The organism is Vibrio hepatarius (assembly GCF_018860525.1).
Lineage (GTDB): Bacteria > Pseudomonadota > Gammaproteobacteria > Enterobacterales > Vibrionaceae > Vibrio > Vibrio hepatarius_B.
This window is the reverse complement of record NZ_JAHKPM010000017.1, coordinates 91,249-114,527: the sequence shown is the minus strand read 5'-3', so window position 1 is coordinate 114,527 and position 23,279 is coordinate 91,249. Positions and strand designations below refer to the sequence as shown.

Genomic DNA, 23,279 nt, shown 5'->3' with positions numbered 1-23,279 from the left:
GTATACACAGAAGTGTTATCACTTAAGTGCTATCAAAAAAGTGCTTGCACCTAAATGTATTTAAAAAAGCGTATACAAAAATCGTATACACCTTAAAGTTAAAAAAAATATGTAAGCTAAAATAACTTACGCTACTGGTTCCTTTATTGAAAAATTAAGAAATAAAAATCATTAAAGCAAGGAACAAAAAAGGCGAGTAAAAACCCGCCCATAACTAACCGCTTGATTCGATTGAACCGAAGCCATAAAAGATTACGCATCAATAACCCAAATGCCTGAACTATTTTTAACTCCAACCGCTCCCATTGTCTTTTTTATTGTAACGACCCTTTGGCCTGTTCTCATAAACCTCGTTTTCTGGATTTTGAGGATCATAAACTACCCAAGGTGTTACCGTCATTGAGTCATCATCTGCATAATTATCACGAAGAACCACTCCCTCTATAGCCATTGGTGCACCAATAAACAAATTCGACTTAATTAAATCAAACATGTCAGGTAGAACCATTACAGTCATTTCACCAAACGAATCATCAAGAACTAGGAAAGCCATATCACGACCAAAGTTTTTGCTTGTTTCTTTCTTGATTTTGATTTGATGAATGCTTGCAATTACACCTGCTACTCGGCTAGGAGCAGTTGATCTCTCCACTTCTCTTCGTTCCTCTTCTTCCAAACCTTCAGTCGAAGGATAAGTTAACTGAGAAATAGGCGTATTCCCGAAACTCTGAGATAGTCTTACTCTTAAGTTATCAATATCAAATGGATGCCCAGAAACATAGTAGGCCAAGTAACCCATTTCTTGCTTAAGTCGGTAAGCATCTGAAAAACGCTCAATCACCTTATAGTCGATAGAGTTGAGTGCTTTCTCAAAACTCTCTGCCTTTGCCAAATTAGCAATTGTTAAGTTCATAACAATTGCTTCAATGTCTGTCCAGAGATATGCACGCTTATCAAAAGAAACTAATCGCTCACCTTCATCGCTAGTTTGCGCTTCTCCGCCAGAACTCAATCTATCCTTCTCTGCATTAAGTTGCGACTCTATGACCTCAAGCTCAGAATTAACTTTACGGAAATTGTTTGCTAGTTCATTTCTTCGGCGCAACTGAGTTTCAAGGTTTTTCACATCCTCAGAAACACTGAACTTATCTGCACCTTTATCAACCATAAGAGGAATTTCTTTGATTAGGTACGCTGCCGTTTCCCCGAGAGTTTTATTGTCCATTGATGTATGGCTGGATACCGTTAGCCCGTATCGCTCACCGTAATAAGAAATTACGCTTGAGATCATTTCTCTCAAATCTTTACCTTGGCGAACTAGTGAATCTTTCTCGTGTTTTTTAGCAAAGAAATCAGACTTCAAACCTTCAAGTTTAGGAGTAGTCTTCTCAGAGGTAGCTAACTCACTCTCTTTTCTCAAAGCACCATCTGGAAGGTCGCGAGTCGTTTCAAGTGAGTCAAGCGCACCAGCAAAGAGAAGCCCCTCTGCTACCTTCTTATCAAACTTTCCGCCACAGCGCTTCCTTAGATCCTCAACTGATTTGAACTCACCATTACGCTCTCTTTCCTCAAGAATGGCTTTCAGCTTATCCTCACCAACACCTTTGATAGCAAGCAAACCATATCTGATTGCATTTTCATCTTCTGGCAAGAATTCTGTATCAGACTGGTTTACGTCAGGCGGAAATATAGTGATTCCGTTTCGGTTACAGTCCACCAGTGTCGCTTTGAGTTTATCAGGGGTACTTGATTGGTCTGTCAAAAGAGCAGCCATATACTCGCGAGTAAAGTGAGTCTTCAAATAAGCTGTCTGGAATGTCACATGAGCATAAGCCATTGAGTGTGACTTGTTAAACCCGTAGCCAGCGAACTTCTCAATAAGGTCAAAGATTTTCATAGAAAGCTCTGAATCTATTCCTTGAGTTACTGCCCCTTCTTGGAAAACTTCACGCTGCTTTGCCATCTCCTCAGGTTTCTTCTTACCCATCGCACGACGAAGCAAATCTGCACCACCAAGTGTGTAACCTGACATGGCTTGCGCGCACTGCATTACCTGTTCTTGATACAAAATAATCCCGTATGTTGGCTCAAGGATAGGCTGCAAACAATCGTGCTGATAGGTAGCATCTGGGTATGAAGTTATTTCTCTTCCATGCTTACGATCAATGAAGTTATCGACCATTCCTGACTGTAGAGGCCCCGGACGGTATAGCGCCAATAGGGCTGACAAGTCCTCCATGTTATCACAAGAGATTTTTCTCAAAAGCTTACGCATACCATCAGATTCAACCTGAAAAACACCGTGAGAGTTACCTGTGCGCAACAAATCAAAGGTATCTTTATCACCGTAATCGATTTTAGACATATCAATATCTACACCCTTAAACAATCGAATGTACTTCCTTGCATACTCAATTGCTGTCAGGTTGGCTAGACCTAAGAAGTCAAATTTTACCAGACCAGCAGTTTCAACATCATTCTTATCAAATTGAGCAATAATTTTTGATGTATCTCGGGTATCAATATGGAACGGTGTGAAATCAACCATTTCTGTTGGGGCAATAACAACACCACCCGCATGAACACCTGAGTTTTGCTTCAACCCTTCCATTCGAGAAGTCAGTTCCATCAACTCGTGAACTTCTCGCTCACGCTCTTTACGGAAAATAACTTCTGGTATTTCGAGACAGTCAGAAATTTTTACTTCTGGTGCATCTGGGAAGAGTTTAGTTAGTTGATCAGAAAATGACGGGAGCAAGAACCTAGTCTTTGCAAGTTTCTTGATACCACTCTTCGCGGCGATTAAGCCATGGGTTGCGATTTGCCCAACAGACGGAAACAAAGAATCTGGATTATTGTATTTGTTTTGGACATAAGCAATTACACAGTCTCGGTTAACAGGCTCCCCAGTTTCTGGATGGAAACCAGAACCAAAATCGACGTCGAAGTCAGGCATCGATACACGTTCTGGGTTCAAGAATCGCTCGAATAGTAGGCCATATTTGATAGGTTCGATATCTGTAATATTCAGGCCATAAGCAACAATAGAGCCAGCGCCCGAACCGCGTCCGGGGCCAATAGGCACACCATTACTCTTACCCCAAACGATAAAGTCAGCTACGATAAGGAAATATCCAGAGAAGCCCATGTTCCCTATAATCTCAACCTCATAATCTAAGCGTTTACGAAAAACTTCTTTGAGACTCTCGACTTCCTGAGCTTGTTCCTCACTCAAATCATCGAAACTATCAACTTTATAATCGCGTAGAGCGTTGAAATTAAATTTTTCCCACATCCCCTCTTCTGCTAGATGCTTCATGTAGGTGGTTTCATCAAAACCATCTGGAATTGGGAAGTTAGGCAGTACGGGATGATCAAGAGTGATGTCCAAATGATTACCAATACCGAGATATTCAGTCAACTTGGAAGTATTATTCAGCAAAGTTGGGGTATCGGAAAAAATTTCCAATAACTCTTCTGGAGACTTTAAGTAATGCCCATGAAAATAATTTTTTGTTCGTGATGGTGAATTAACATACTCATCAAGAAGCATCGCTGCCTTATTATCCATTACCTCGTAATCGTCCTTACACAGGTAAAAAGCATTATTCATAGCAAAAGCAACTAAACCTCTAGATGAGGCATGCTCAACAAGTGCGCTATTCCTTGCCGCTTCAACAGAAACCAAGTACTCACCGTCTTCTTGAGTTGTGCTTCTCTGTATACCTACAAGGACATTTTTAGAACCGAAAATATCTTCATAATACTCGAATGCTGAACCCATATCGGTTTTGTAGCGAAAAGCTTTATCAACCTCATCATTCTGCAAACCAACAATCGCTACCAACCCATCAGAAAACTCACGAAGCCTCTCAATTGGTAGTTTAGGGTATGAGTTTACCTTACGCTTGTCGCCTTTAGTTTCAATCAAATCCGAAGACTGCCCTTCCATATATGAAAGCGATATGAGTCGCTTGATGTTTAGGAAGCCCTCTTGTGTATTTGCAAATAAGGTAATATCACTATAGCAACTTTCATTTTTATCTTTGTAGTCGGCTGCTGCCTCAAGAATAACAGGGTATAAAGCATGAAGTTGCAGCTCACGCTTCTCAAGACTGGTCATTTCGTCAGAGACAGGAATCGGCTTAAACGATCCCGCCGTCTCTTTAACCCAATACATCAAAAATGCTTCAGCATACAATGCTGTAAGATCAAGTTTATTATGAGCCAAAGTTACGTTACTGCCCACAGAATCAATTAAAGAGAATACTGCTGCCTCTTCACTGGAGGCGCTTGCCTGTAAATGGTTGTAAATTTCGGCAAAAAGAACCTCATGATAAGTTGCCTCTGTGTTTTTAGCAGTAAGCTTTAACTCCAAAATCGACATAGGAGGTTGCTCACCAAGCAAGTCATCCATAACTTCAGGGAGTACTGATGATCCCGTTTTAGATAAACCCAAGAAATCAGAAGTAACAGAGCGAGCATATTCATCATCGAAGCTGAATTTAAATTTAGCGTGCACCTTAGCTATAGACTCAAGGTATGTTGAGAAAGCAAAATCCTGCTTATTGAGTTTATCTCCCTTCTTGACCTCGATAGCCTTAGCCCACGATTTATATGAAGGGATAACATACTGGTCAATAAACCCACCCCATTTATCGGATGAAGTGAAACTCGGCTGAGACCCAGCCCTAATTTCAGAATAAAGAGCAGGAAAAGCTTTCAGGTAACCTGATACTTTCTCTTCATCTAGCTCTATCTCTCCAAAGAATGTTTTACGAGAATCATCTGCAAGCTTTTTCTTGCTTGCTGCTCCTGAATATCCAAGCTGCTTTGATTGGAGTGCAGCTTGTTGTTCAATACTGGATAAACCAAGGATTGAAGCGGCATTAATTGCAAACAATAGAGATTCTTTCCGCTGTGTAGATGTAGCTTTAGGAGCCGAAATTGCTCGTTTTCGTAGTGGTGCTACAATACCACCTTCAATTTCCATGAAGTATTTTGATACGTATTCTTCGCTTGCTTCTTCACCGATCAGTGCTGTTAAGTATTGATATAAAAGAACAAAAAAAAACCCATTCCTTGAACTTTGTGCTGCATATACTCTTTTGGGATCATAAACACTTAGCAGGGCACCCATTACTGGATTAATAGAGTACTCCAAGCACTTTTTATAGAACCCTATGCCATCTGAAAGCATAGTACGGTCTGCCATAACCAACGTTTTAATCCCGTTTTCCGCTGCAAAACTTACATAGTCTTTTGATTTACCTGAACCCTCATGGAGTGAATGGTCAGTCCTAATTATTGCGAAATCTGTCATTGTTTGCTCATTAGATTTGTTTGTTGCGTCATTATATTACCATCATCAAGTGTTCAGTCATAGAAATACCAATAAATACACGGCGCTATAATGACTTAAGTGTGAGGTATTCATACTTTTATGAAATACGACACTAATTACATATACTTTAATGGTAATCAAAATATCAAAATGACTAAAACTACAACCAAGGTTAGACTAAACACCCAGAAATTCGCACAAACATACTACGGCGAAAATATCCCCGCCCTCATCGGGGGAGGGTTTACGGCGAAATTGCTAAAGAAGACATTGATTTTTGGAAAGGTAACACTTCGCGAGAGTTTTTTGGATAAAGCAGGATTAACTCATGTTGTAGAGGGCAACATGGCTAAGGCGTATGGCTTTCAGCTAAGAAATTATAATGGCGACTTTGATGAAAATACTCAACAAGCCATTCCTGATTCTGGTGTAGATCAGATAAAAGAAGTGTTTGAAAATTTGAAGAAAAATCCATTCGAGAGTCGCCATTACGTAACAATGTGGAACCCCGCTCAGCTTCAGGAAATGGCCTTACCGCCTTGTTGGCACCCACATCAATGGTTGTAATTGAGCATGAAGGAGTCAAATTCCTAAATCTTGAAGTTACAAGCAGATCGGCAGATACATTATACAGTATGATGCTCAATATACGGCAGTGTGCATATTTGCTTATGGCATTTAGTGCGGCTCTTGAAATGACACCTGCCCTACTTACCTGTGAGCTAATAGATGCGCACTTATATGAAAACCAAGTAGAGTTCACTAAAGAGCTATTAACAAGAAAGTTCAGTGAAGAGCCTTGCTCAATAGAATTCAAAAAGAAATTGAACACTGTTGACGATATAATTTCATTAACAATGGATGATATTACGGTGAATATGCCAGATGAGTTCGTAAACAAGGACAAGTTTGTGACACCAAAGCCACCTATGGCTGTATAGCTATTCCGTGTACATAAAAAAGCCCGAGAGTTTTCTCGGGCTTAAAATTAAAATACTAGTCAATAAGTGAAATGTGTATCTAACAATGATTGTAAGTCATCTTTAAATGACTTAGGTACTTTCCCATTCCCTTTAAGCTCCCAGCCATTAGCTGACTCAACCAATTTAATAGTAAAATCTTCACTTTCCACTAAAGTGTTAATTACTGGAGGCTGACTAACTACGGCTTTTGGGGAAAATTTTCGCTTAAAGGCTGCCAACAACTCAGCACCAGTGTATTCGGTTCCGAAATCACTTTCTAACTGCGTGAAAAGTTCATCGAAAACAGGCTTTAACTGCTCTCTGGTGAAGCGTGAATCACCTTTTTTCGCAAACTTTGCAATATACTCAGCCAACTTACGAATACTATCTTGCGAGATTTGGTTAACTAACGCTTGCTCAAAGTATTCTTCATGGATAAACTCGAAGATCTTTTTGACACGCGAAACCGAAGCTGCACTTGTCGCAAACCCACTGGCAGCTAAAACCTCAACCAACAAATCCGTCTGTTTTACATCTTTATTATCTACGTGATCATGTAGTAAATCACGGTATTCATCACGCGCAGTCAGCAACTTCTCAAGGTCTGAGAAATCCTTGCTAGTATTTGTTGAGTTTATATGCGACTTAATTACCCTGTACGGTAACTCATTAGTAAAATACTCGACAGGAAGGTCGAACTCCCCCTTAATTGCGGACATCCGACGTCGTGACCCGTCGATAGCATAATACTTACTGCCATCAAAGTAGCAAAGCACTGGCTCATTAATGACGCCGTCATTTTCGTTGATGTCTTTTATCAAGTCATCAACGTTTTTTCCCTGTAGAAATAATTGATTTCGCTTATTTAATTTGTGAACAAGTACTGTAGATTGAACATCGCGAGATAGAATTAAGGTCTTAGAAACCTCAACCTCAGTGCCGCCTACAATTCTTTTGGAAAGTTTTTTTATAGTGTCTTGCAAAGTTTCTTCCTTAGACGGCAAGTTAAGATCTTTTACATCTTCTTCTGGATTTTTTTCGCGTTTTGAAATTTCACGCACCACACCTTTTAGAGACATTATTGCTGCTCCTCTTCAAGCATTCGTTCATATTCAATTTTCATAGCTAGTTGAGAGAAAACTCTGCGCTGGGCTTTTAACGGCTTATGATCATCTTTGCCAGAGGTGTTTTTTGCAGGGTTCCAAATCGTAGCCTCTTGAGCACTGCATGTAGTAGCTGCTGTTGAGTTAGGAACAATTACATCCATTAGTTCATACATTGTGTTTTGCAATGCGCACATCAAAATTGTCACAACAGAATCTTGAACTTGCGACTGAGCCAAGAATTGGTTGATGATCAATCTGCTTCTCATAGGAGTTGAATACTCCGATGTGTGAGAAACTAGAGTTGGTATAACATCAATTGCCATTCTTCTAGCGAAGTTCCTGAAAGATTGCACATCTACACCTGTTGGCTTCAAGATCGCAACTTGCTCATCACCTGCATAGTAGGATAGGGCAGCGCTAGCATGAATATCAGGACGAGTGTCAATCAAAATGTAATCATACTGATTATCTTCGCAGATATTATCTAAAATCACCTTCAGTGCATTTGGTTTAATGTATTTGTTACCATTCCCTGTACCAACACTAAACTGCGTATCAAAAGACGAGTCACTACTTGCTGGAAGCAAATCTACGTTCGGCAAGGTAGTTTCAACAACGGCTGACCTACAGTCTGCTTTGAATTTTGAAAGTGATTCTAATGTCGGCTCAGTTTCTGTGTACTTTCTGAATAGGTCAAACACACTTAAAGATTGACGGTGATTAAAATAACCTTCACTACCCATGTGCTTCTTAACAACCAAAGTAGATGTACAAGATTGTTGGTAGTCAGTATCTACTACAAGAACACGCTTATTCTCATTGATAGCTAAAGAAAGTGCGCCAGCTAGCGATAGCGTAATATGACTCTTACCAACACCACCTTTTTGGGTATACACAGTTATGACACGCGACTGTCTCTGATTTACCGATGGTTTATCAATATATGAAAAGAACTCATCTCGCAGAGCTAACACTTCATGGAGATGAAACCTAGTAGCATTCGTCCATTTTCTTTTCTTTGCAATTTTTGAAATAAAATCCCTAACCTTTCTTTTCATGGTCAGGTGATCGTTACCATATAAGCGCACAATCATTTGTTCATCAAACCGCATAGATGTTCTTACATCACTATCTTTTTTCTCGAATTGTTCGTCTGCCTTTTTAAGGCTGTCAAACAATTCGTAGTCGTACAGAAAGGTATGAAGCAAAGATCGCGGTATCTCACCATGTTCGTCGCGAATTCTAGAGAAATGCTCTGAGAGTTGACCCATTACATCATTTAGCTCGCTAAACGTTTTAAGGTGCCTTGCTTGCTCAATAATATATGGAGGAACGTAACCACAATCCTGATGCAGTTGCTTAACCATCGCTACATCTAGATAGTTCCAGTAACGGTCATCTGTAATGGTGTTTAAGGTAGTAATAATGTTGTTTTTGCAGCAGTACCTAAAGGCTTGGTACGCCAATTCGCGAAGATCGATTTGACCCTCACACTGAAGTGATTCTGACATGAAAATTTCCTTTTCATAAAGCGATGTATGCGAAATTAAAGAGATCTACCCTTAATTTAGAACTTATCAGTGAGGCATGAACAAGTCCATTTTTTTTTCTCATTTCTCCCAATAACCTCTATTACATCAATTTTTTTAGTACAATTAGTGTAAAAAGCGTACAGTTGTTTAGACCATACGAACCATCCTTAGAATCATACATTCAATCAAATAGAGCATTCTCTCTTGAACTTGTTCATGGGATAAATGGACAAAGGCGTCCACTAACCAAAGACATACTTGAGGCGCATGATGCACATAGAGCTATTGAGCTTCAAAAATACATTAATCACTTCAATTTAAATGATGGCGAGGTGCAATCTCTTCTAGATGAAAAGAAGTCAGGACTAGACCCTTCACAAATCGGATGGGTAAAAAAATCCCTGCACGAAGTAATCTCCAACTCGACAAGATTAGACCCTGCAACAAGAGATCAAATTAGCTTTGGTTTAGTTACTAAGAGGGATGGAGTTGACTTAGTGTCTGAGATTGTTGATTTCTCAAAAATAGGTAATGACAAGATTGCCGCTTCAGTTTTTGATTTGTCAAAAGGGAGTGTTCATCATGAGGCGGTTTCTATTTTGGTGAATGAAATCTATAATATATCTCAACAACCTGAAGAAGACCCAACCAGAAAACACAACCCGAGAGGAAATAAAATAGAGGCTCTGTTGACTGCTACAAATGAGGACACATTCGAAAATCTATTTTTAAAAGTTTATCAAATGAACCAGTCCGTTGTTGGTTCAAGTAATGAAGTCACACCTGATAAATTTAAAGAAGAAGAAAGCAAACTTAATGACGCTACGCTAGGGATGCCAAACCTAAGAGAAGTTCTAAGTAGCGGCTCTAAAATTGAAACGCCATTCATGGTTCCTCGGGTATCAACAGGCTCTGTGGAAACCGCTAAAATCATTCAAGGCTGTATATCCTCAAATGCACATGAAAACTTTCTTAACTTTACTCCAAACGTAGATTTATCCCTAGAGATGAAAAAGCTGATTGATTCTATTGGGGTTGAAATTAGCACGGAACATTCAATGTTTGCAGGCTTTAAATCAAAGGCTAACACTTTTGATGAACGTATTGGGGGTGAGTTTAAATCTGAGAAGTCTGAATCTAACGACATAAGTTTATTCAATAGACTTAAATCCAAGACAAAAGACAAGCTTAAAAAGTTAACATCAAAAGACGATAATCTAGGCGATAAAGAAAAGATTGATTGGTCTGTGTCAGACTATAACTGGCATAACAAAGCCGATCATTTCTCAACAGAAAATTACAAGCCAATAAAATCTATGACATTTAGTGATAAGTATAATAAGCCCATATTTATCCACAAACCTACATCTGGTCTTGGTTTCGGTAGCACTAGATTCGGGAATACAGGCGGAACTATCCTTTTTTCTAAAGGAAGGAAGATCACCCAAGATGAAGCCAACTTGATAGTAGCTCAGTTCCTAAGAACAAACACTATATGCCAAATGTACATTACACCTCCAAAGCATCTAGAAAATAAAGAATCTTCGCAGAGACATGTTGAGCTACTGGTTATATCAGCTCTGGAGTATGGTGTTCCAGTTGAAAATATAAACGTCAGGCCAAATGGAATGGTAAATGCTGAGCAGTTCCAAGAAATAGTAGAAAGAGCCACTTTGGATATGAAGGCTGGATTGTTCGAAGAATTCGGCGGACTTAGTGATACAGCCGACATGACAATAGAAGCACCAAAGGATGGGGTCACTGCCAAAGTTAAGAATGATGATGTCATTGTACGGGTAAGTAAAGAAAAACCTTAATGAATCAATTTTGATTGCAGCAACGGACCCCCCCCTCCATCAACTGAAAGTTCAAATGTTGCTGAGGTAAGGCTATAAGCAAATCAAAGTATCGACAACTCTTCAATGTTTTCACTAGTGAAAAAGTCAGCACCTTATCGGCAATCCTTCAATATTTTCACTAGTGAAAAAGTCAGCACCTTATCGGCAACCCTTCAATATTTTCACTAGTGAAAAAGTCAGCACCTTATCGGCAATCCTTCAATATTTTCACTAGTGAAAAAGTCAGCACCTTATCGGCAACCCTTCAATGTTTTCACTAGTGAAAAAGTCAGCATCTTGCCAGCAAACTTCAATGTTTTCACTAGTAAAAAGCCAGCACCTTGCCAGCACCCCTTCAATGTTTTCACTAGTGAAAAGATTGGCACCACTAGATTAAGGCTGAACCAATTAAATGCAAGATGGCACGTAAGTGGTTGTATTTAAAGTACACCACAATTGGTTAGCCACAACTCTTTCTCTGTATTTCTAACGAGATGAGGAGTGGTAAGAGCGTATCTTCTTCTTGATACTCAAAGTTACCCATAATTCGATTAATTAAAAAAGAAAAGGAGTAGTTAGAATAAAATTTTGTATACTCGAATATAAAATGATTAGTAACGAAATTATATTAAGTAAGGAGATCCTGAGACTTATAGCTATGTACGGCGACAAGTCGCCAGTTTTAAGGAATAGATTAAAAGAAACAAGATACTATTGTTCCCTTTCCTATATTGAAAAGGCTCAATTACTTGACTGCATTGATGAGGTGCTATTGAAATACATAAAATGAATTGGTTAAATTATTAATAAAATGAAAACCAACCTTTCACTATTGGCTACCATTCTTTTTGCTAGCTACTCTACTGCTGGTTACGCTTCTATACCTCCCGTTACGTTTGGGAGCTTAGTTGAGCAGGATTCACATCTTCCTGCAATTCAGCTTTTTTTAGCAGAAGATAAAGCTACCGAAAACAACTTCGAGGAGTCTACAGTACACTACATTAAGGCCATAGAGCTAGGAATTAGCGGAGCAGTATGGAACCTTATGAGGTTTGTTGATGATGGGGTTTTAAATGATGAGCACTTAAATGAAGCCATTCGAAAAATAAAATCCATGGCTACAGAAGATACTGAGCTATCTTTGTTCCTTGCTAACTACTACCACAACAAAGAAGGTACAGACAAAGAAGCATTTCATTGGATGAATAACTCTCTTAGATTAGGCTCAACTGGTGTTGGCGAGATTTTGGCTGATTACATAATTAGGGGTGTTGGCGATGCGGACTCACACTACACGCAGATTGAGGCAGCTACCTTACTAAAAAAAGCTTCTGATGAAGGCTCAGCAAGCGCCTCCCTTACTCTTGCTAAAATATTTGATGATGGAAAATTGATTAAACGCAATCTTGGTCAAGCAAGGCATTACTATGATATAGCTGCGAAATCAGGAATGATTGAGGCTAACTTCAGACTAGCTTATTTCTTGGAACATGGCATTGGCGGGAACAAAAACTTAGCAGAAGCAGCAAAATTATATGAGCAGCTTTTGAATACAGATAAGGCTTCTGATGTTCATTATCGTCTTTCAAGACTCTATATGTATAACGAGGATGCATTCGAAAATGCTAGAATTGATGGTATAACCCACCTAGTTGCTGCGGCTAACCTCGAAAATCATGATGCGCTCTATAAAGTTGGTGTGGCAACATACTATGGAAGTGATGGCTTCAAGGTTAATATCGAGAAAGCAATTGAGCATTTGAAACAGGCAGCATATCTTGGAAACAAACTAGCAGCCCAGAGACTAGTCCAAATATACAAGAACGGAGATAGAAATATTTCCCCAAACAAAGAGCTGATGAAGGAATTTCAACGTATTCTAACAGATGCGCCAAAAGTATAAATTTATGTATGAGACGTTCTCATGAAATTTTGAGGATAGGGCTGGCTAGTGCTTCCTTGGGTACTGTAGGGTATCCCGTAATTAACGGGGTACTTACAGGGTCGCTGTTATTGAGCTTTTTACTTCCATCAGAAGTCAAAAGGCAAGAAGATATCGATAGCGTGACTGGATTACTAACTCTAAGTGCTTACAAGAAGCATTTGAATGAGGTGGTTATTAGAGAGGTTAATCATCCAGCAGAGAGTAAGCGTGTTTTCGTAGCATCTATTGATATCTTAGGTTTTTCGGAGATCAGTAAAGAGCATGGGTACTCAACTGGAAGAAGAGCCTTAAGAACCCTATCCAGAGTAATCAAGCAGCAAAGCAAATGCCTCGCCTCCTCTAGACCTTATGGTGATATATTTCTTTTAACTTATGTTTCAGACAATCTAGAATGTATAAAACAAGACCTACATTCTATTATCGAGAAAGCTGAACAACTGAATGAAGCGCTAGGGTTCTCTATTGGGATTTGCTCTGGATTAAGTGAGTTGCAAATTGCTAGCGAAGAAGGCGTTGAAGTCGATCTAATCTCTTCTGCTATAACTCAAGCAGAGGTAGCAAGATTGATAGGAAAAAGAAGTGCGAAAAAGATAAATTGCTACAAATCCGAATACGCGAGCAAACACTTAGAGAAGATCAAGATGGAAGACGCTCTTCTTAAGAGTATCGAAAGCACAGAAATAAGCGTTTTTTATCAACCAAAACTAACTGCTCAAGAAAGAAAGATTACTGGTTTTGAAGCACTATGCCGTTGGTGTCATCCTGAGTTAGGATTTATTTCGCCTGCATTCTTTATACCTTTATCAGAAGAAACTGGCTTTATCCACAAGTTAGGTATGCATGTAATTGAGGAATCATGCAAAACCTTAAAATGGCTTAAGGATGCTGGCTACCATGAAACTAGCTGCGCCGTTAATGTTTCAATCGCACAGCTAGAGCATCTAGATGGTAAGCCACTACTTTCTCATATCAGGAATATGATATCTGAATACGATATAGAGCCATCATTGCTTGAAATAGAAATCACTGAATCAATGGCAGCCAAGGATTTTAATCTCATCAAACGACATGTTGAAACCTTAAGAGGATTAGGAGTTGTGGTTTCTTTAGATGACTTTGGCACTGGGGAATCTACCCTGTATAGGTTAAAAGAACTAAATTTAAATCAGCTTAAGATTGACAAAGCATTCGTTGATGATGTCTGCACAGAGAGAGGCAAAGAGGTAATGCAAGGAATATTTACTATTGCTAAAGCGATGCATCTCACGACAGTGGCAGAAGGAGTTGAAGAAGAGAGACAAGCGGTAGTTCTTGCTGAAATGGGGTGTACATACCTACAAGGATACCATTTGGGCAAACCTATGCCCAAAGATCACATTTTAGAGGCAATAAAAATAAACAAGGGTGCTAATTAAAGCACCCTTTTTCTTTACCCAGTAAATTCAGTTCGATATGCACCTACTTCTTGTTTGAATCTGCTTATATCATTTACTGTATCTATTGTTGGTAAATCAATCTTTAAGCTATCTACCCGCTTACCATCCTTCTTAAGTTCGAAATGAAGATGATAGCCTGTCGATAGACCAGTTTTGCCGACATACCCTATGACTTGGCCTTTCTTAACTTTAGCACCAATCTTAATGCCTTTACCGTACTTACTCATATGTGCAGAAAGAGTCTCAATACCCTGAGGGTGTTTTAAAATAACCGCCTTACCATAACCCCCTTTAGTACCTGCAAACTTAACGGTAGCATCACTTATTGCCTTTATGGGGGTGCCACCCATATGTCCGTAGTCTGTCCCCCAGTGTGGCCTAACTATATCCAGTATCGGATGCTTTCTATGTAAATTGAATCGTGAAGTAATTAATGGGTTATCAATCGGATGCCTCAAAAAACTTGGCGTTACACTTTTACCATCGATGTCATAATAGCCTGCGCCATTTGATGTCTTAAAATAATAGGCTTCGACAATATTTCTTTCAGTTACCTTTACTCTTACCGCCTTAAGTAAAGTTGATACAATTTTTTTATTAACTACTTCTCTATCGAATATTGCCTCAACCTCTACACCAAACCTCAAGGCACTAAAATCCAACTTACTCTTCAGTGTGTCTGTAACCTGAGCTATCTCAGTATGCGTTAATCCACTTCCTAAACCATCTACTGAAAAATTCTTTACAATTTGAAAATTAATTGGCTTTCTGTGAATCGACGTCGGAAGTTTAACTTTGGATTTTGCATATGAACCTTTCTTTGTCGAGCTGATTTTTACATAGGTTATAGAATCATCGTAAATACTAACCGACTCCAAGGTTTTTGAAATGAATTCGAAATCAATTCTCTGGTCTTTTTTCAATGAAAAAGTAGATTGCGGTATACCACTCCTGTATAAAAGGTTGGTGAGATCATCAGCCTCTACTCCAGCCTTTCTGGCTATCGAAATAAATGAATCGCCACTCTTAACAGTGTGATCTACTACTTGCTTTGAATCATTTTGCGGATGTTCCTCGACGTAGTCATTGTTTTCACCAAAAGACTCAGCATTTATTTTAAAATCGTTAGTAGAAACGTTCTTAGGCACATTTACTGAAGGCGTTAATTCAGGTGTAGTCTGTTCGTTGGCAACTTCAGCTTGAGGATATTCTAAGATAAAGTCGTCAGTTGAAGAAGTTGAGATATTCAGACCTAATTCAGAATCAAACAAGAATTCCTCATAATTGTTTTCACCTGTAAGCTTAAGACCTGTAATGTAACTAAAAAAACAAGCCCCAACAGCACCAACTGATAGAGCAGCATTATATACAATAGTCATTAAGGAATATCCTTTGATCTGATAGGTATGATGAAATCTGTTCATCAAGTGAACTTAAGTGATTTAACCTTTCAGGATACTTAGAAAGTGGGTCAATAGACTTTGCTTTCATGTAAGCTTTAAGGTGGCTTTCATTGATAGGGAACTGGTTTTTTACTGCTAAATCAATCAATCCAATTAAACCCAAGGATGATTCATGGCATCCACGTTTAACGTTCATCGAAACTGACGTAAATACTGCATCAAAACTAGCAGGGTCAAATATAGATCTATCAAAAATATCGTTGTCACATTCAATGGCAGACAAGCACTCGTCAACACAAGAGCTATCCGCCACTCCATAACCGTAAATTGTTGGGCTATTGAAATTCATTGTTAATATTTTTTCATAAAAACTATGAGAAAAAATTCTTAAAATCAAGAAGAGCTAAACATTTGATGAACTGAAACCTTAGGGGACTCAATGCAAACACCATGCATTTGTAAGACTGCGTGTACCTTAATTAAAATATCTTGCTTGATTCCATGAAATCCTTGTATGTCTCCACTACGAGTGAAAGCACTAAGGTATATCCAGCAAACACCCGCTTGGTAGCTAGCAAGATTTACTACCACCGTCCTATCCTGATCGATACCATCATGATTCAAAAGAATATCATTTCTCAACTCTTTACAAATCATACTCATAAGAGGCGCTGACTCGGCTGATACTGTAATGTACTCTTTAATGCGCATAGAGTCTCTTCGACTTACATTCTGCACAATTGCTTTACTAAGCATGCCGTTAGGAACATATAGAGGTCTGTCATCAAATGTACGAATTCTACTGACCCTCCACCCTATATGCTCAACAGTGCCTTCAACTTTCGGATCTTCTAGTTTTATCCACTCCCCAATGTCATATTGAGCGTCACAGTAAATTAAGAAACCAGACATAAAGTCTCCTAGTAAATCCTTAGCAGCAAACCCCAGAACTATTGATCCCATACCGCCGAAAGCTAAAATTGAACTTACAGGAACGCCAAAATGACCAAGAACTATAAGCACAGAAAATACCAGCCACACACCATACAAGAGCTTACCTAATGCATCTATCTTGGTTCTTTGTGGGTTATTGTCTATATCGGCTAATGATTTCTCCTCTAAGGTCAACTTTTGAATCATTTGTTCTTTGAAACTATTAACGATTAAGGTGACAGACCAAGTAACTAACATCAGGTTTGAAACAAAATATGCATCTTCAAAAATAAATTTAAGAATTGCACTCTCGGTCTCCTTTACCCCAAGGACCACATAAATGTACTTCACATATAGGAATACAACTAAAATCGCTATCGGTTTGTAAGCTGAAAATACAGACCTAATCAGTATGCTTCTCTTTTTTTGTAAAGCATGGGTTTCTTTACGCTTTGTGCTCTTAGCACTCTTCTTAAGGAGGAATATCAGAGCAATCACAAAAAAGAGCGGGGGAGCCGCAGCAATTAACGTCTCATTTATTGAAAAATTCATCTTTTTTTATTACTACTACTATAAAGAAAAGATTTCTTCAATGAATAGCGCTCAAAAATTTCCCAAAAAGGCGCAAGATGAGCTTGATGCTCTAGCGCTTTACAACCTTTACAATTGCAACAAAAGCAACCGTGAGGATCAGAATGCAGCCTTAAAGTCATTAAAGGCTAAGAGAAAGTTCAGGCCAATTTGGAGCGCAATGTGTTCCCTTCAACATAATCAGATAGCAACATATTTTATTGAGAACGATATACATTCCCATATAGGGCAAAAAAAAATAAAAATTAAGGGTAAAAGTTACGTCGTAACACTTTATTTTTTGCCAGTAACCCTTAGTACTTCACCTGACATTCAAAGCACAGAAAGCCTTAATCACGAGACGGGTGGAGTAAATACTATTGAAGTAATGGCTGCATTACCAAACCAGACATGTAACGATATTGCAGAGACAATAAAGAAGCATATTAACCTAAAGGATGAAGAGAAAATCAGCATCCTATCTGGATTAATTGACAGAAATCTACTGACTGAATATGCTGGGCTTGAATTCATCAGTGGACTAACTAATCGCTTAGCTGATTACGCAAAAGACCAAAGTAAGGATGAGGCAATAGTAAAATGGTTAGCCAAATTTGATGCGATGGAATTAGTCTACCTTTCACCGCTTCAGCCTGAAGACCATAGGGCGTTAGTTCTATACACGTTAACTGAAGAAAAAAACGAAACTGTCGGTGAAAAGTTGAAGTCTTTAAACTGCCTTGTTAACAACTATCATGGTTCTTTTGTGCAAAAGAGTGATTACACACTTGGAAGTGAGATTCATGAAATCATCACCAACACATACAGAAACGCTGTTTCCAGATATAATGGAAGTGTTTCGATTGTATGCTCAACATTACCACCTCAAACGTATGCTTTTTTGAGGCTGAGCTATTTCTCAAATACGTTAGTTAACATGGTAAACATATCTAAAGGTTTATGGGGTGGTGTTTCTGAATGTAAAATCGATTTCTCATCAGTTAGTGAGTACTTAACTAAAGTAGATGTTAGTATTCAGACGACTGATGGGGGAGGGGTATTCTCAATGAGCCAAATTTATGAACCATCATACAGGTACAATCCAGATGATGAAATTTCATGCCACGCAGATATGGTAAAACATATCGCACAAGTAAATACTACTTTCACCATAAGCTAAATGTACAAACCCCTTCTAGTAAGGGGTTTGTCAATATATACACATCAGTGATCGCTCATAAACTTCTTGAGAAATCTACTATTGATTACGTGACCAGCTTGATTCGCCTTAATCGTAAAACCCGTGTATTCCCTGAATAAAGGATAAAGGTCTCCGATAATATCCAGTATCTTATGTGAAATGATCTCATTTTGGAACCTTAGCCCATCTATATTTATAACCCTTTCATCATCAATAAGTATTGCATTATCTAAGCTTCCCCCAAGACATAGATTTTTAGAAAGTAGTGCCTCCAAATCACGCTTGAATCCAAATGTGCGAGCAAAAGCAATTTGATCATAAAAAGATGACTCCGAGTGGTGATATACCATAAATTGAGGCATCGATTTAACAACTTTATTATCGAATGAAATCTGGAACTCCACATTTCTTTCACCGTATGAACTAGGCTTTATTTCAACAAACTTCTCACCATCTGAAACAATAATATTCTTTGTCACAAGTTTAGGCTCAAACATACCCAATTTATGAATACCCGCAGACTTAATTTGATTAAAGAACTCTGCTGAAGAACCATCAAGTATAGGAACCTCTAGGTCGGTGGTAGATACCACTGCATCTGTTATACCAAGACCAGACAATGATGAAAGTAGATGCTCTACTGTTCGAAGTGTCTTTGTTTTCCCAACAATATTAGTTCCTAAGCATGATCCATTTAAAGAAGATGAATCCAATAAGATTTCTTCACCACAAATAATGAATTTTATCCCATCACCCTTATTAGCTGGTGAAACTTTAATAGCGCACTTAGCACTAGTGTGCAACCCAATGCCATAAAAAGTAATTGCTCTTTGCACAGTTTTGTTGTTTATCATATTTTTTGTAATATTTTTCAAAAATAATTATATGTTTTCGCCAGATTCTCAAGTTTCAATTGAAAGTGGTTATCTAATACTAACCATGATGCCAAGCCTATACTGTGAAGAAAAATGTCCCCATTGCTACCTATCTAAAGAGCAAAGAGCCGACAAAACCATAATGTCTATTGAGAATATCCAATTAATTTGCAATAAAATTGATAAGTATTATTCCGAAAAAAATTATTTTAACAAACACATCGTTCTATATTGGTATGGAGGAGAACCAACCTCAATGGGTATGGATTACTTTATAGATGCCATTGATGTAATAAATAAAACACTTAGCCCTACCAAAGGCTACACTTTGAAGCATGTAGTTCTAACATCACTTGTAAACATAGATAGCAATTGGTTTCCCTTCTTTGACAAATACTGTGAAGGCTACTTTCAGACATCATATGATGGTCGCATGAGAGGAAAAAAATACCTAAATGAGTGGGAAAAAAGAGTCAAGGAAGCTGTAGATTACGGTCTATCAGTAGGCACACTTAGCGTAGTGAATGAAGAGATGCTTAAAGTTGGGGCGAATAAAACAATCGAATACCTTACAAATCTTGGAGTTTCAGAGTCTGGATTTCTACCATTCATGCTGAATGAACAAAATAAGGGAAAGAAATACAATAGATTCGCACCCACAATGACAAATTGGTCTAGTTTTATGATAGAGGCAACTCAAAAGGGAAGGTCTTTACATAAAAAAGGCGAAACCCCTCCTACAATAGGCCAAGAAGCATTTTATTTTGTACAATCATATAGAAATTCAGCAATATCAAATTCAGCAGCACAAACATTATTTTTGATGCCGGACGGGACATTTTGTTTGCCTGATTATAAAAATGGGTACGAAGAGTTTATGCAGCCATTTGGTAATATTTTATCAAGCTCATTTGAAGACATTTTGTCAGGAAACGAGAGAATAAGGTACTTGACTAAACAGCTAACTCGAAACAGCAACATTGAGTGCCTAGACTGTCAGCACTCAAACTACTGCGTGATGGAGTTTTGGAAAGAAAACAAATTAGATGACGATTGTTTTGGCGGTAGCAAATACCTAGATTGGCTTAATAAAAACAATGAATCAAGGTATGGTGATTTATCAAGTTCAATCTTAGCTTAATTCATACTACGCCGCATTTGGTTTTATCATAACACCTTTTGGTTTATAGAGGCTTTTGTAATAATTGATTGCAGAAGCCTTAATGCTTATGGATGCAGGAACCATAACTCTACCAGCTATAGATAAACCGATATTTGTATAAATTACTTCACCTGTGATTTCCACAGGAATTTCATTTTCTATCAGATTTATTAAGTCAGACTTTGAGATCAGTCCACCAAAATACTCTGAATTACTTACGAGCTTTAGCATCAAGGACATACCCGTCACGCGCCTTCATAGCCCGTTTAGTCATATCAATAATAGTTTTGCCCTGTTTATCTCGCCCACCGACTATCAAGTCTTGTGATCGATGGAGACGAACTGACCCATTATTGAATTGAAATACTGTTTTTGGTGAGGATTCTTTGAGTCCTAATCCTCGTCTAGCAATAACCATTGCTGCTGCATGGTGGCGAGTCAGACCAAACCTATCCTGATACTTTAATTCTCCAAGTTGAGAGGTATATCTGACTCCTAGGTAAGTAATCTGTGTCGAAGATCTCAAAGCATCCATTGTTATGTAGCAAAAATTTAGTTAGGTCTAGAGAAAACTTCTTAAATTTAAAGTAAGTATTTTTGGATATCATGGATATACATTCCCCAATATACTCAACCCCGCACTTCCCGAGACCACGATGAGCCTTTGATGCGTATGATGACAAACTACGGAACTCTTTTTCTGTTAGCAGCAGGTCAACTTTAGCAATTTCTCTTAATTTTAACCCAAAACAGTGAATTTAAGAATACTAGTAGCAAAACCTCAACACTTCTCCTAAAAAAGTTTTAATGCTCACGCCCAAAACAAAATCACCTGACAATAAATATCACAAAAAACAACGAGTTATTATGGTGCTACTATTTGTTTAAATTTTTTCTCCTCAGTTGCTTGTGGTAAAATAATGATATAAGGCAACTTTGGAGAAGAACATGACCATATATAATGGCGACTCAATGGACACCCTACAAGGACTTGATCCTGTAAGAAAACGTCCGGGAATGTACATTGGCTCTACAGACGGCGATGGCGTAAAACATTGTTTTATTGAGATTATTGATAATGCGATTGATGAAGCCATCTCTGGGTATTGCGACACCATCAATGTAACCTTCGAAGACAATGGATACATTTCTATCGAAGATAATGGTAGAGGAATCCCAGTTGATATTAACACTAAAGCTGGAATGTCGGCTGCAATCCTTGTTTATACAAACTTACATAGTGGCGGTAAGTTCGAAAATAAGAACTACAAATATAGCGGCGGCCTACACGGTGTTGGTTCATCAGTTGTAAATGCTTTATCAACACACTTAGAACTAACAATAAAACGTGATGGTAAAGTTCATTACATTGAATTTATCAATGGTGGTCAGCTAACAGATAGCAATTTTCCAAGAATCATCGGCGAATGCGACCCCGAAGACACAGGCACAAAAGTACGCTACAAGCTAGATGCTTCACATTTTCAGGGTGCTATATCTGCGAATGATTGGGAAATTAGCTCTGGTTGGCTAGATACGTATCTCTTTGAGCGTGCGGCTATCACAGAAAACCTTAAAATCACCTTCGATTACAAAGGCAGAAAATCTTCATACGTAGCTAAAAACGGCTTAGCCGACTTACTTAACATACCTGAATACTCAGAGGCATCAAGTCCCATCATGCGTGCGCCTCTAATATATTTCGATGAGGGTATTTATAAAGGTCAGCGACAAGTTTGGGATGAACTCAATAACAAGTTTAAGACAGATGAAAACGATAAATCTATAAGAGAGACTTATACAGAAGAGATTGAAGTGCGATTTGCCTTTCTTGCTCAAGATAAGCTGTCACCACCTCAACCTAAAACCTTCTTGAATAACATTAGAACCAAAAATCATGGTAAGCACTATGATGGCTTCTGTAACGGTTATTCAGAAGCAGTTAGAAATCATGCTGTCGATAGACTAAAGATTGACCATAAAATTCTTAATGAAGACATCATGTCTGGTTGTCAGTTATCACTTCTTGTGTTCGCAAAAGACGTTGAATTCAAAGGTCAAACAAAAGATCAGGTCACATCTTCTAAAGTTTCTACAGTAGGTAGCGCCCTTACAAAAGAGTTCTTCTCAAGATGGCTAGATGCAAACCCTGCGTCTGCGAAATCGATTGTAGATAAGTCAATCAGAGCAGCAAAACAGCGCGAAGCTAATGCTAAAGCTAAAGAGGAAGAAGATAAGGCTGAAGCAGGGACTCTTGGTGAGAACCTGACAGGTATTTTGACCAACTGTACCCAGAGAAATTTGGAAGAAACCGAATTATTTGTTGTAGAAGGTAATTCAGCAGGCGGTACAGCAAAAAATGCAAGATGCAAAAAAACCCAAGCAATCCTACCTCTCAGAGGAAAGATCCTTAACACATACAAAAGTGATGTGAAAAAGGCATTAAGAAGTAAGCAAATTCGAATTTTAGCAAGCGCAATCGGTACTGGTTTAGGTGATGATTTTGACTACTCAAAGCTACGGTTTGGTAAAATTATCCCTCTTACTGATGCGGACGTTGACGGTGCCCATATTCAGTTACTGTTTACGGCCTTCATGTACAAATACATGCCTGAACTGATTAAAAAAGGCCACTTATTCATTGCTGAGACACCTCTTTACAAGCTGGAAAAGAAAGGGGCTAACAAGCAAGTTGTTTACATAAAAAATGATGCGGAATTCGATGCAAGATACCCGAACGGTATCCCTTCAGGATGGGAACGAAATCGATTTAAGGGTCTTGGTGAAATGAATCCAAATCAGTTGAAAGAAACAGCCATGAACCCAGAAACCAGAACACTCAAACAAGTTATATATGACGAACAGGATGCTGAAAGGTACATCCAAACCTTTGATGACTTAATGGGCGATGACCCTTCGAAGCGGTTTGAATTCATTAAACACAATGTAAACTTTGCTGAATAACAGGTAGG

Annotated in this window: 17 protein-coding genes; 8 read left to right on the top strand and 9 right to left on the bottom strand. The window is 38.5% G+C overall.

All coding sequences use genetic code 11. From position 1 onward, the window contains the following. Positions 1–286 precede the first annotated feature (286 nt). Entirely contained in the window at positions 287–5,323 is a 5,037-nt protein-coding gene (gene dnaE / locus KO511_RS04955; RefSeq protein WP_215986368.1) for a DNA polymerase III subunit alpha, read from the bottom strand. A 120-nt stretch (positions 5,324–5,443) separates the two neighbouring features. Between dnaE and KO511_RS04950 the strand changes: the two genes are divergently transcribed. Next, positions 5,444–5,911, top strand: coding sequence for a thymidylate synthase (locus KO511_RS04950; protein ID WP_215986367.1), 468 nt, complete (start codon positions 5,444–5,446; stop codon positions 5,909–5,911). After that, positions 5,902–6,285 (top strand): thymidylate synthase, encoded by a 384-nt coding sequence (locus KO511_RS04945; RefSeq protein WP_215986366.1) that lies wholly within the window; start codon positions 5,902–5,904, stop codon positions 6,283–6,285. Before KO511_RS04950 ends, KO511_RS04945 begins: the two co-directional genes overlap by 10 nt. Positions 6,286–6,344: 59 nt before the next feature. On the opposite strand, the gene KO511_RS04940 is transcribed toward KO511_RS04945, so the two are convergent. Both KO511_RS04940 and KO511_RS04935 read right to left on the bottom strand, forming a co-directional pair. Next, positions 6,345–7,385 (bottom strand): hypothetical protein, encoded by a 1,041-nt coding sequence (locus KO511_RS04940; RefSeq protein ID WP_215986365.1) that lies wholly within the window; start codon positions 7,383–7,385, stop codon positions 6,345–6,347. Continuing rightward, entirely contained in the window at positions 7,385–8,923 is a 1,539-nt protein-coding gene (locus KO511_RS04935) for a ParA family protein (RefSeq protein WP_215986364.1), read from the bottom strand. The genes KO511_RS04940 and KO511_RS04935 overlap by 1 nt, the downstream gene beginning before the upstream one ends. A 164-nt stretch (positions 8,924–9,087) precedes the next feature. Here KO511_RS04935 and KO511_RS04930 point away from each other — a divergent pair, with 164 nt between their 5' ends. The 3 genes from KO511_RS04930 (at position 9,088) to KO511_RS04920 (ending at position 14,142) form a co-directional block, all read left to right on the top strand. Beyond that, positions 9,088–10,761, top strand: a complete 1,674-nt coding sequence (locus KO511_RS04930; protein WP_215986363.1) for a hypothetical protein — start codon at positions 9,088–9,090, stop codon at positions 10,759–10,761. An 832-nt stretch (positions 10,762–11,593) separates the two neighbouring features. Beyond that, positions 11,594–12,685: a tetratricopeptide repeat protein gene (locus KO511_RS04925; protein ID WP_215986362.1), complete on the top strand. Its 1,092-nt coding sequence runs from the start codon at positions 11,594–11,596 to the stop codon at positions 12,683–12,685. Positions 12,686–12,693: 8 nt separating this feature from the next. Then, a complete protein-coding gene (locus KO511_RS04920; RefSeq protein WP_215986361.1) occupies positions 12,694–14,142 on the top strand; it encodes a bifunctional diguanylate cyclase/phosphodiesterase in 1,449 nt (482 codons plus the stop codon). Between the two features lie 14 nt (positions 14,143–14,156). On the opposite strand, the gene KO511_RS04915 is transcribed toward KO511_RS04920, so the two are convergent. The 3 genes from KO511_RS04915 to KO511_RS04905 are packed head-to-tail and all read right to left on the bottom strand — an operon-like array spanning position 14,157 to position 16,706. After that, the gene (locus tag KO511_RS04915; RefSeq protein ID WP_215986360.1) at positions 14,157–15,542 is read right to left on the bottom strand and encodes a M23 family metallopeptidase; all 1,386 of its coding nucleotides are present in this window, start codon (positions 15,540–15,542) and stop codon (positions 14,157–14,159) included. Beyond that, positions 15,526–15,915, bottom strand: coding sequence for a hypothetical protein (locus KO511_RS04910; RefSeq protein ID WP_215986359.1), 390 nt, complete (start codon positions 15,913–15,915; stop codon positions 15,526–15,528). The genes KO511_RS04915 and KO511_RS04910 overlap by 17 nt, the downstream gene beginning before the upstream one ends. A 44-nt stretch (positions 15,916–15,959) precedes the next feature. Then, positions 15,960–16,706: a mechanosensitive ion channel family protein gene (locus KO511_RS04905; protein ID WP_215986358.1), complete on the bottom strand. Its 747-nt coding sequence runs from the start codon at positions 16,704–16,706 to the stop codon at positions 15,960–15,962. A gap of 247 nt (positions 16,707–16,953) precedes the next feature. Between KO511_RS04905 and KO511_RS04900 the strand changes: the two genes are divergently transcribed. Continuing rightward, positions 16,954–18,249, top strand: a complete 1,296-nt coding sequence (locus KO511_RS04900) for a hypothetical protein (protein WP_215986357.1) — start codon at positions 16,954–16,956, stop codon at positions 18,247–18,249. 44 nt (positions 18,250–18,293) lie between these two features. Here KO511_RS04900 and lpxC read toward each other — a convergent pair whose 3' ends face one another. Then, positions 18,294–19,145 carry a UDP-3-O-acyl-N-acetylglucosamine deacetylase gene (lpxC, locus tag KO511_RS04895; protein ID WP_215986356.1) on the bottom strand — a complete coding sequence of 284 codons (852 nt, stop codon included), beginning with the start codon at positions 19,143–19,145 and terminating at the stop codon, positions 18,294–18,296. Between the two features lie 142 nt (positions 19,146–19,287). On the opposite strand from lpxC, the gene KO511_RS04890 reads away from it, so the two are divergent. Further along, the gene (locus KO511_RS04890) at positions 19,288–20,286 is read left to right on the top strand and encodes a hypothetical protein (RefSeq protein WP_215986355.1); all 999 of its coding nucleotides are present in this window, start codon (positions 19,288–19,290) and stop codon (positions 20,284–20,286) included. 6 nt (positions 20,287–20,292) lie between these two features. On the opposite strand, the gene KO511_RS04885 is transcribed toward KO511_RS04890, so the two are convergent. Together KO511_RS04885 and KO511_RS04880 are read right to left on the bottom strand one after the other, a co-directional pair. Beyond that, positions 20,293–20,538, bottom strand: coding sequence for a hypothetical protein (locus KO511_RS04885; protein ID WP_215986354.1), 246 nt, complete (start codon positions 20,536–20,538; stop codon positions 20,293–20,295). Continuing rightward, positions 20,519–20,833: a hypothetical protein gene (locus tag KO511_RS04880; RefSeq protein ID WP_215986353.1), complete on the bottom strand. Its 315-nt coding sequence runs from the start codon at positions 20,831–20,833 to the stop codon at positions 20,519–20,521. Before KO511_RS04880 ends, KO511_RS04885 begins: the two co-directional genes overlap by 20 nt. Positions 20,834–21,255: 422 nt before the next feature. Here KO511_RS04880 and KO511_RS04875 point away from each other — a divergent pair, with 422 nt between their 5' ends. After that, positions 21,256–23,271 (top strand): ATP-binding protein, encoded by a 2,016-nt coding sequence (locus tag KO511_RS04875; RefSeq protein WP_215986352.1) that lies wholly within the window; start codon positions 21,256–21,258, stop codon positions 23,269–23,271. The last annotated feature ends 8 nt before the right edge of the window (positions 23,272–23,279 follow it).

Excerpts from the sequence above, each read along its gene's own strand:
- dnaE (WP_215986368.1), bottom strand. The coding sequence starts at position 5,323 with ATGACAGATTTCGCAATAATTAGGACTGACCATTCACTCCATGAGGGT.
- KO511_RS04950 (WP_215986367.1), top strand. The coding sequence starts at position 5,444 with ATGAAATACGACACTAATTACATATACTTTAATGGTAATCAAAATATC.
- KO511_RS04945 (WP_215986366.1), top strand. The coding sequence starts at position 5,902 with ATGGTTGTAATTGAGCATGAAGGAGTCAAATTCCTAAATCTTGAAGTT.
- KO511_RS04940 (WP_215986365.1), bottom strand. The coding sequence starts at position 7,385 with ATGTCTCTAAAAGGTGTGGTGCGTGAAATTTCAAAACGCGAAAAAAAT.
- KO511_RS04935 (WP_215986364.1), bottom strand. The coding sequence starts at position 8,923 with ATGTCAGAATCACTTCAGTGTGAGGGTCAAATCGATCTTCGCGAATTG.
- KO511_RS04925 (WP_215986362.1), top strand. The coding sequence starts at position 11,594 with ATGAAAACCAACCTTTCACTATTGGCTACCATTCTTTTTGCTAGCTAC.
- KO511_RS04920 (WP_215986361.1), top strand. The coding sequence starts at position 12,694 with ATGAGACGTTCTCATGAAATTTTGAGGATAGGGCTGGCTAGTGCTTCC.
- KO511_RS04915 (WP_215986360.1), bottom strand. The coding sequence starts at position 15,542 with ATGACTATTGTATATAATGCTGCTCTATCAGTTGGTGCTGTTGGGGCT.
- KO511_RS04910 (WP_215986359.1), bottom strand. The coding sequence starts at position 15,915 with ATGAATTTCAATAGCCCAACAATTTACGGTTATGGAGTGGCGGATAGC.
- KO511_RS04905 (WP_215986358.1), bottom strand. The coding sequence starts at position 16,706 with ATGATTCAAAAGTTGACCTTAGAGGAGAAATCATTAGCCGATATAGAC.
- KO511_RS04890 (WP_215986355.1), top strand. The coding sequence starts at position 19,288 with ATGTCTATTGAGAATATCCAATTAATTTGCAATAAAATTGATAAGTAT.
- KO511_RS04885 (WP_215986354.1), bottom strand. The coding sequence starts at position 20,538 with ATGCTAAAGCTCGTAAGTAATTCAGAGTATTTTGGTGGACTGATCTCA.
- KO511_RS04875 (WP_215986352.1), top strand. The coding sequence starts at position 21,256 with ATGACCATATATAATGGCGACTCAATGGACACCCTACAAGGACTTGAT.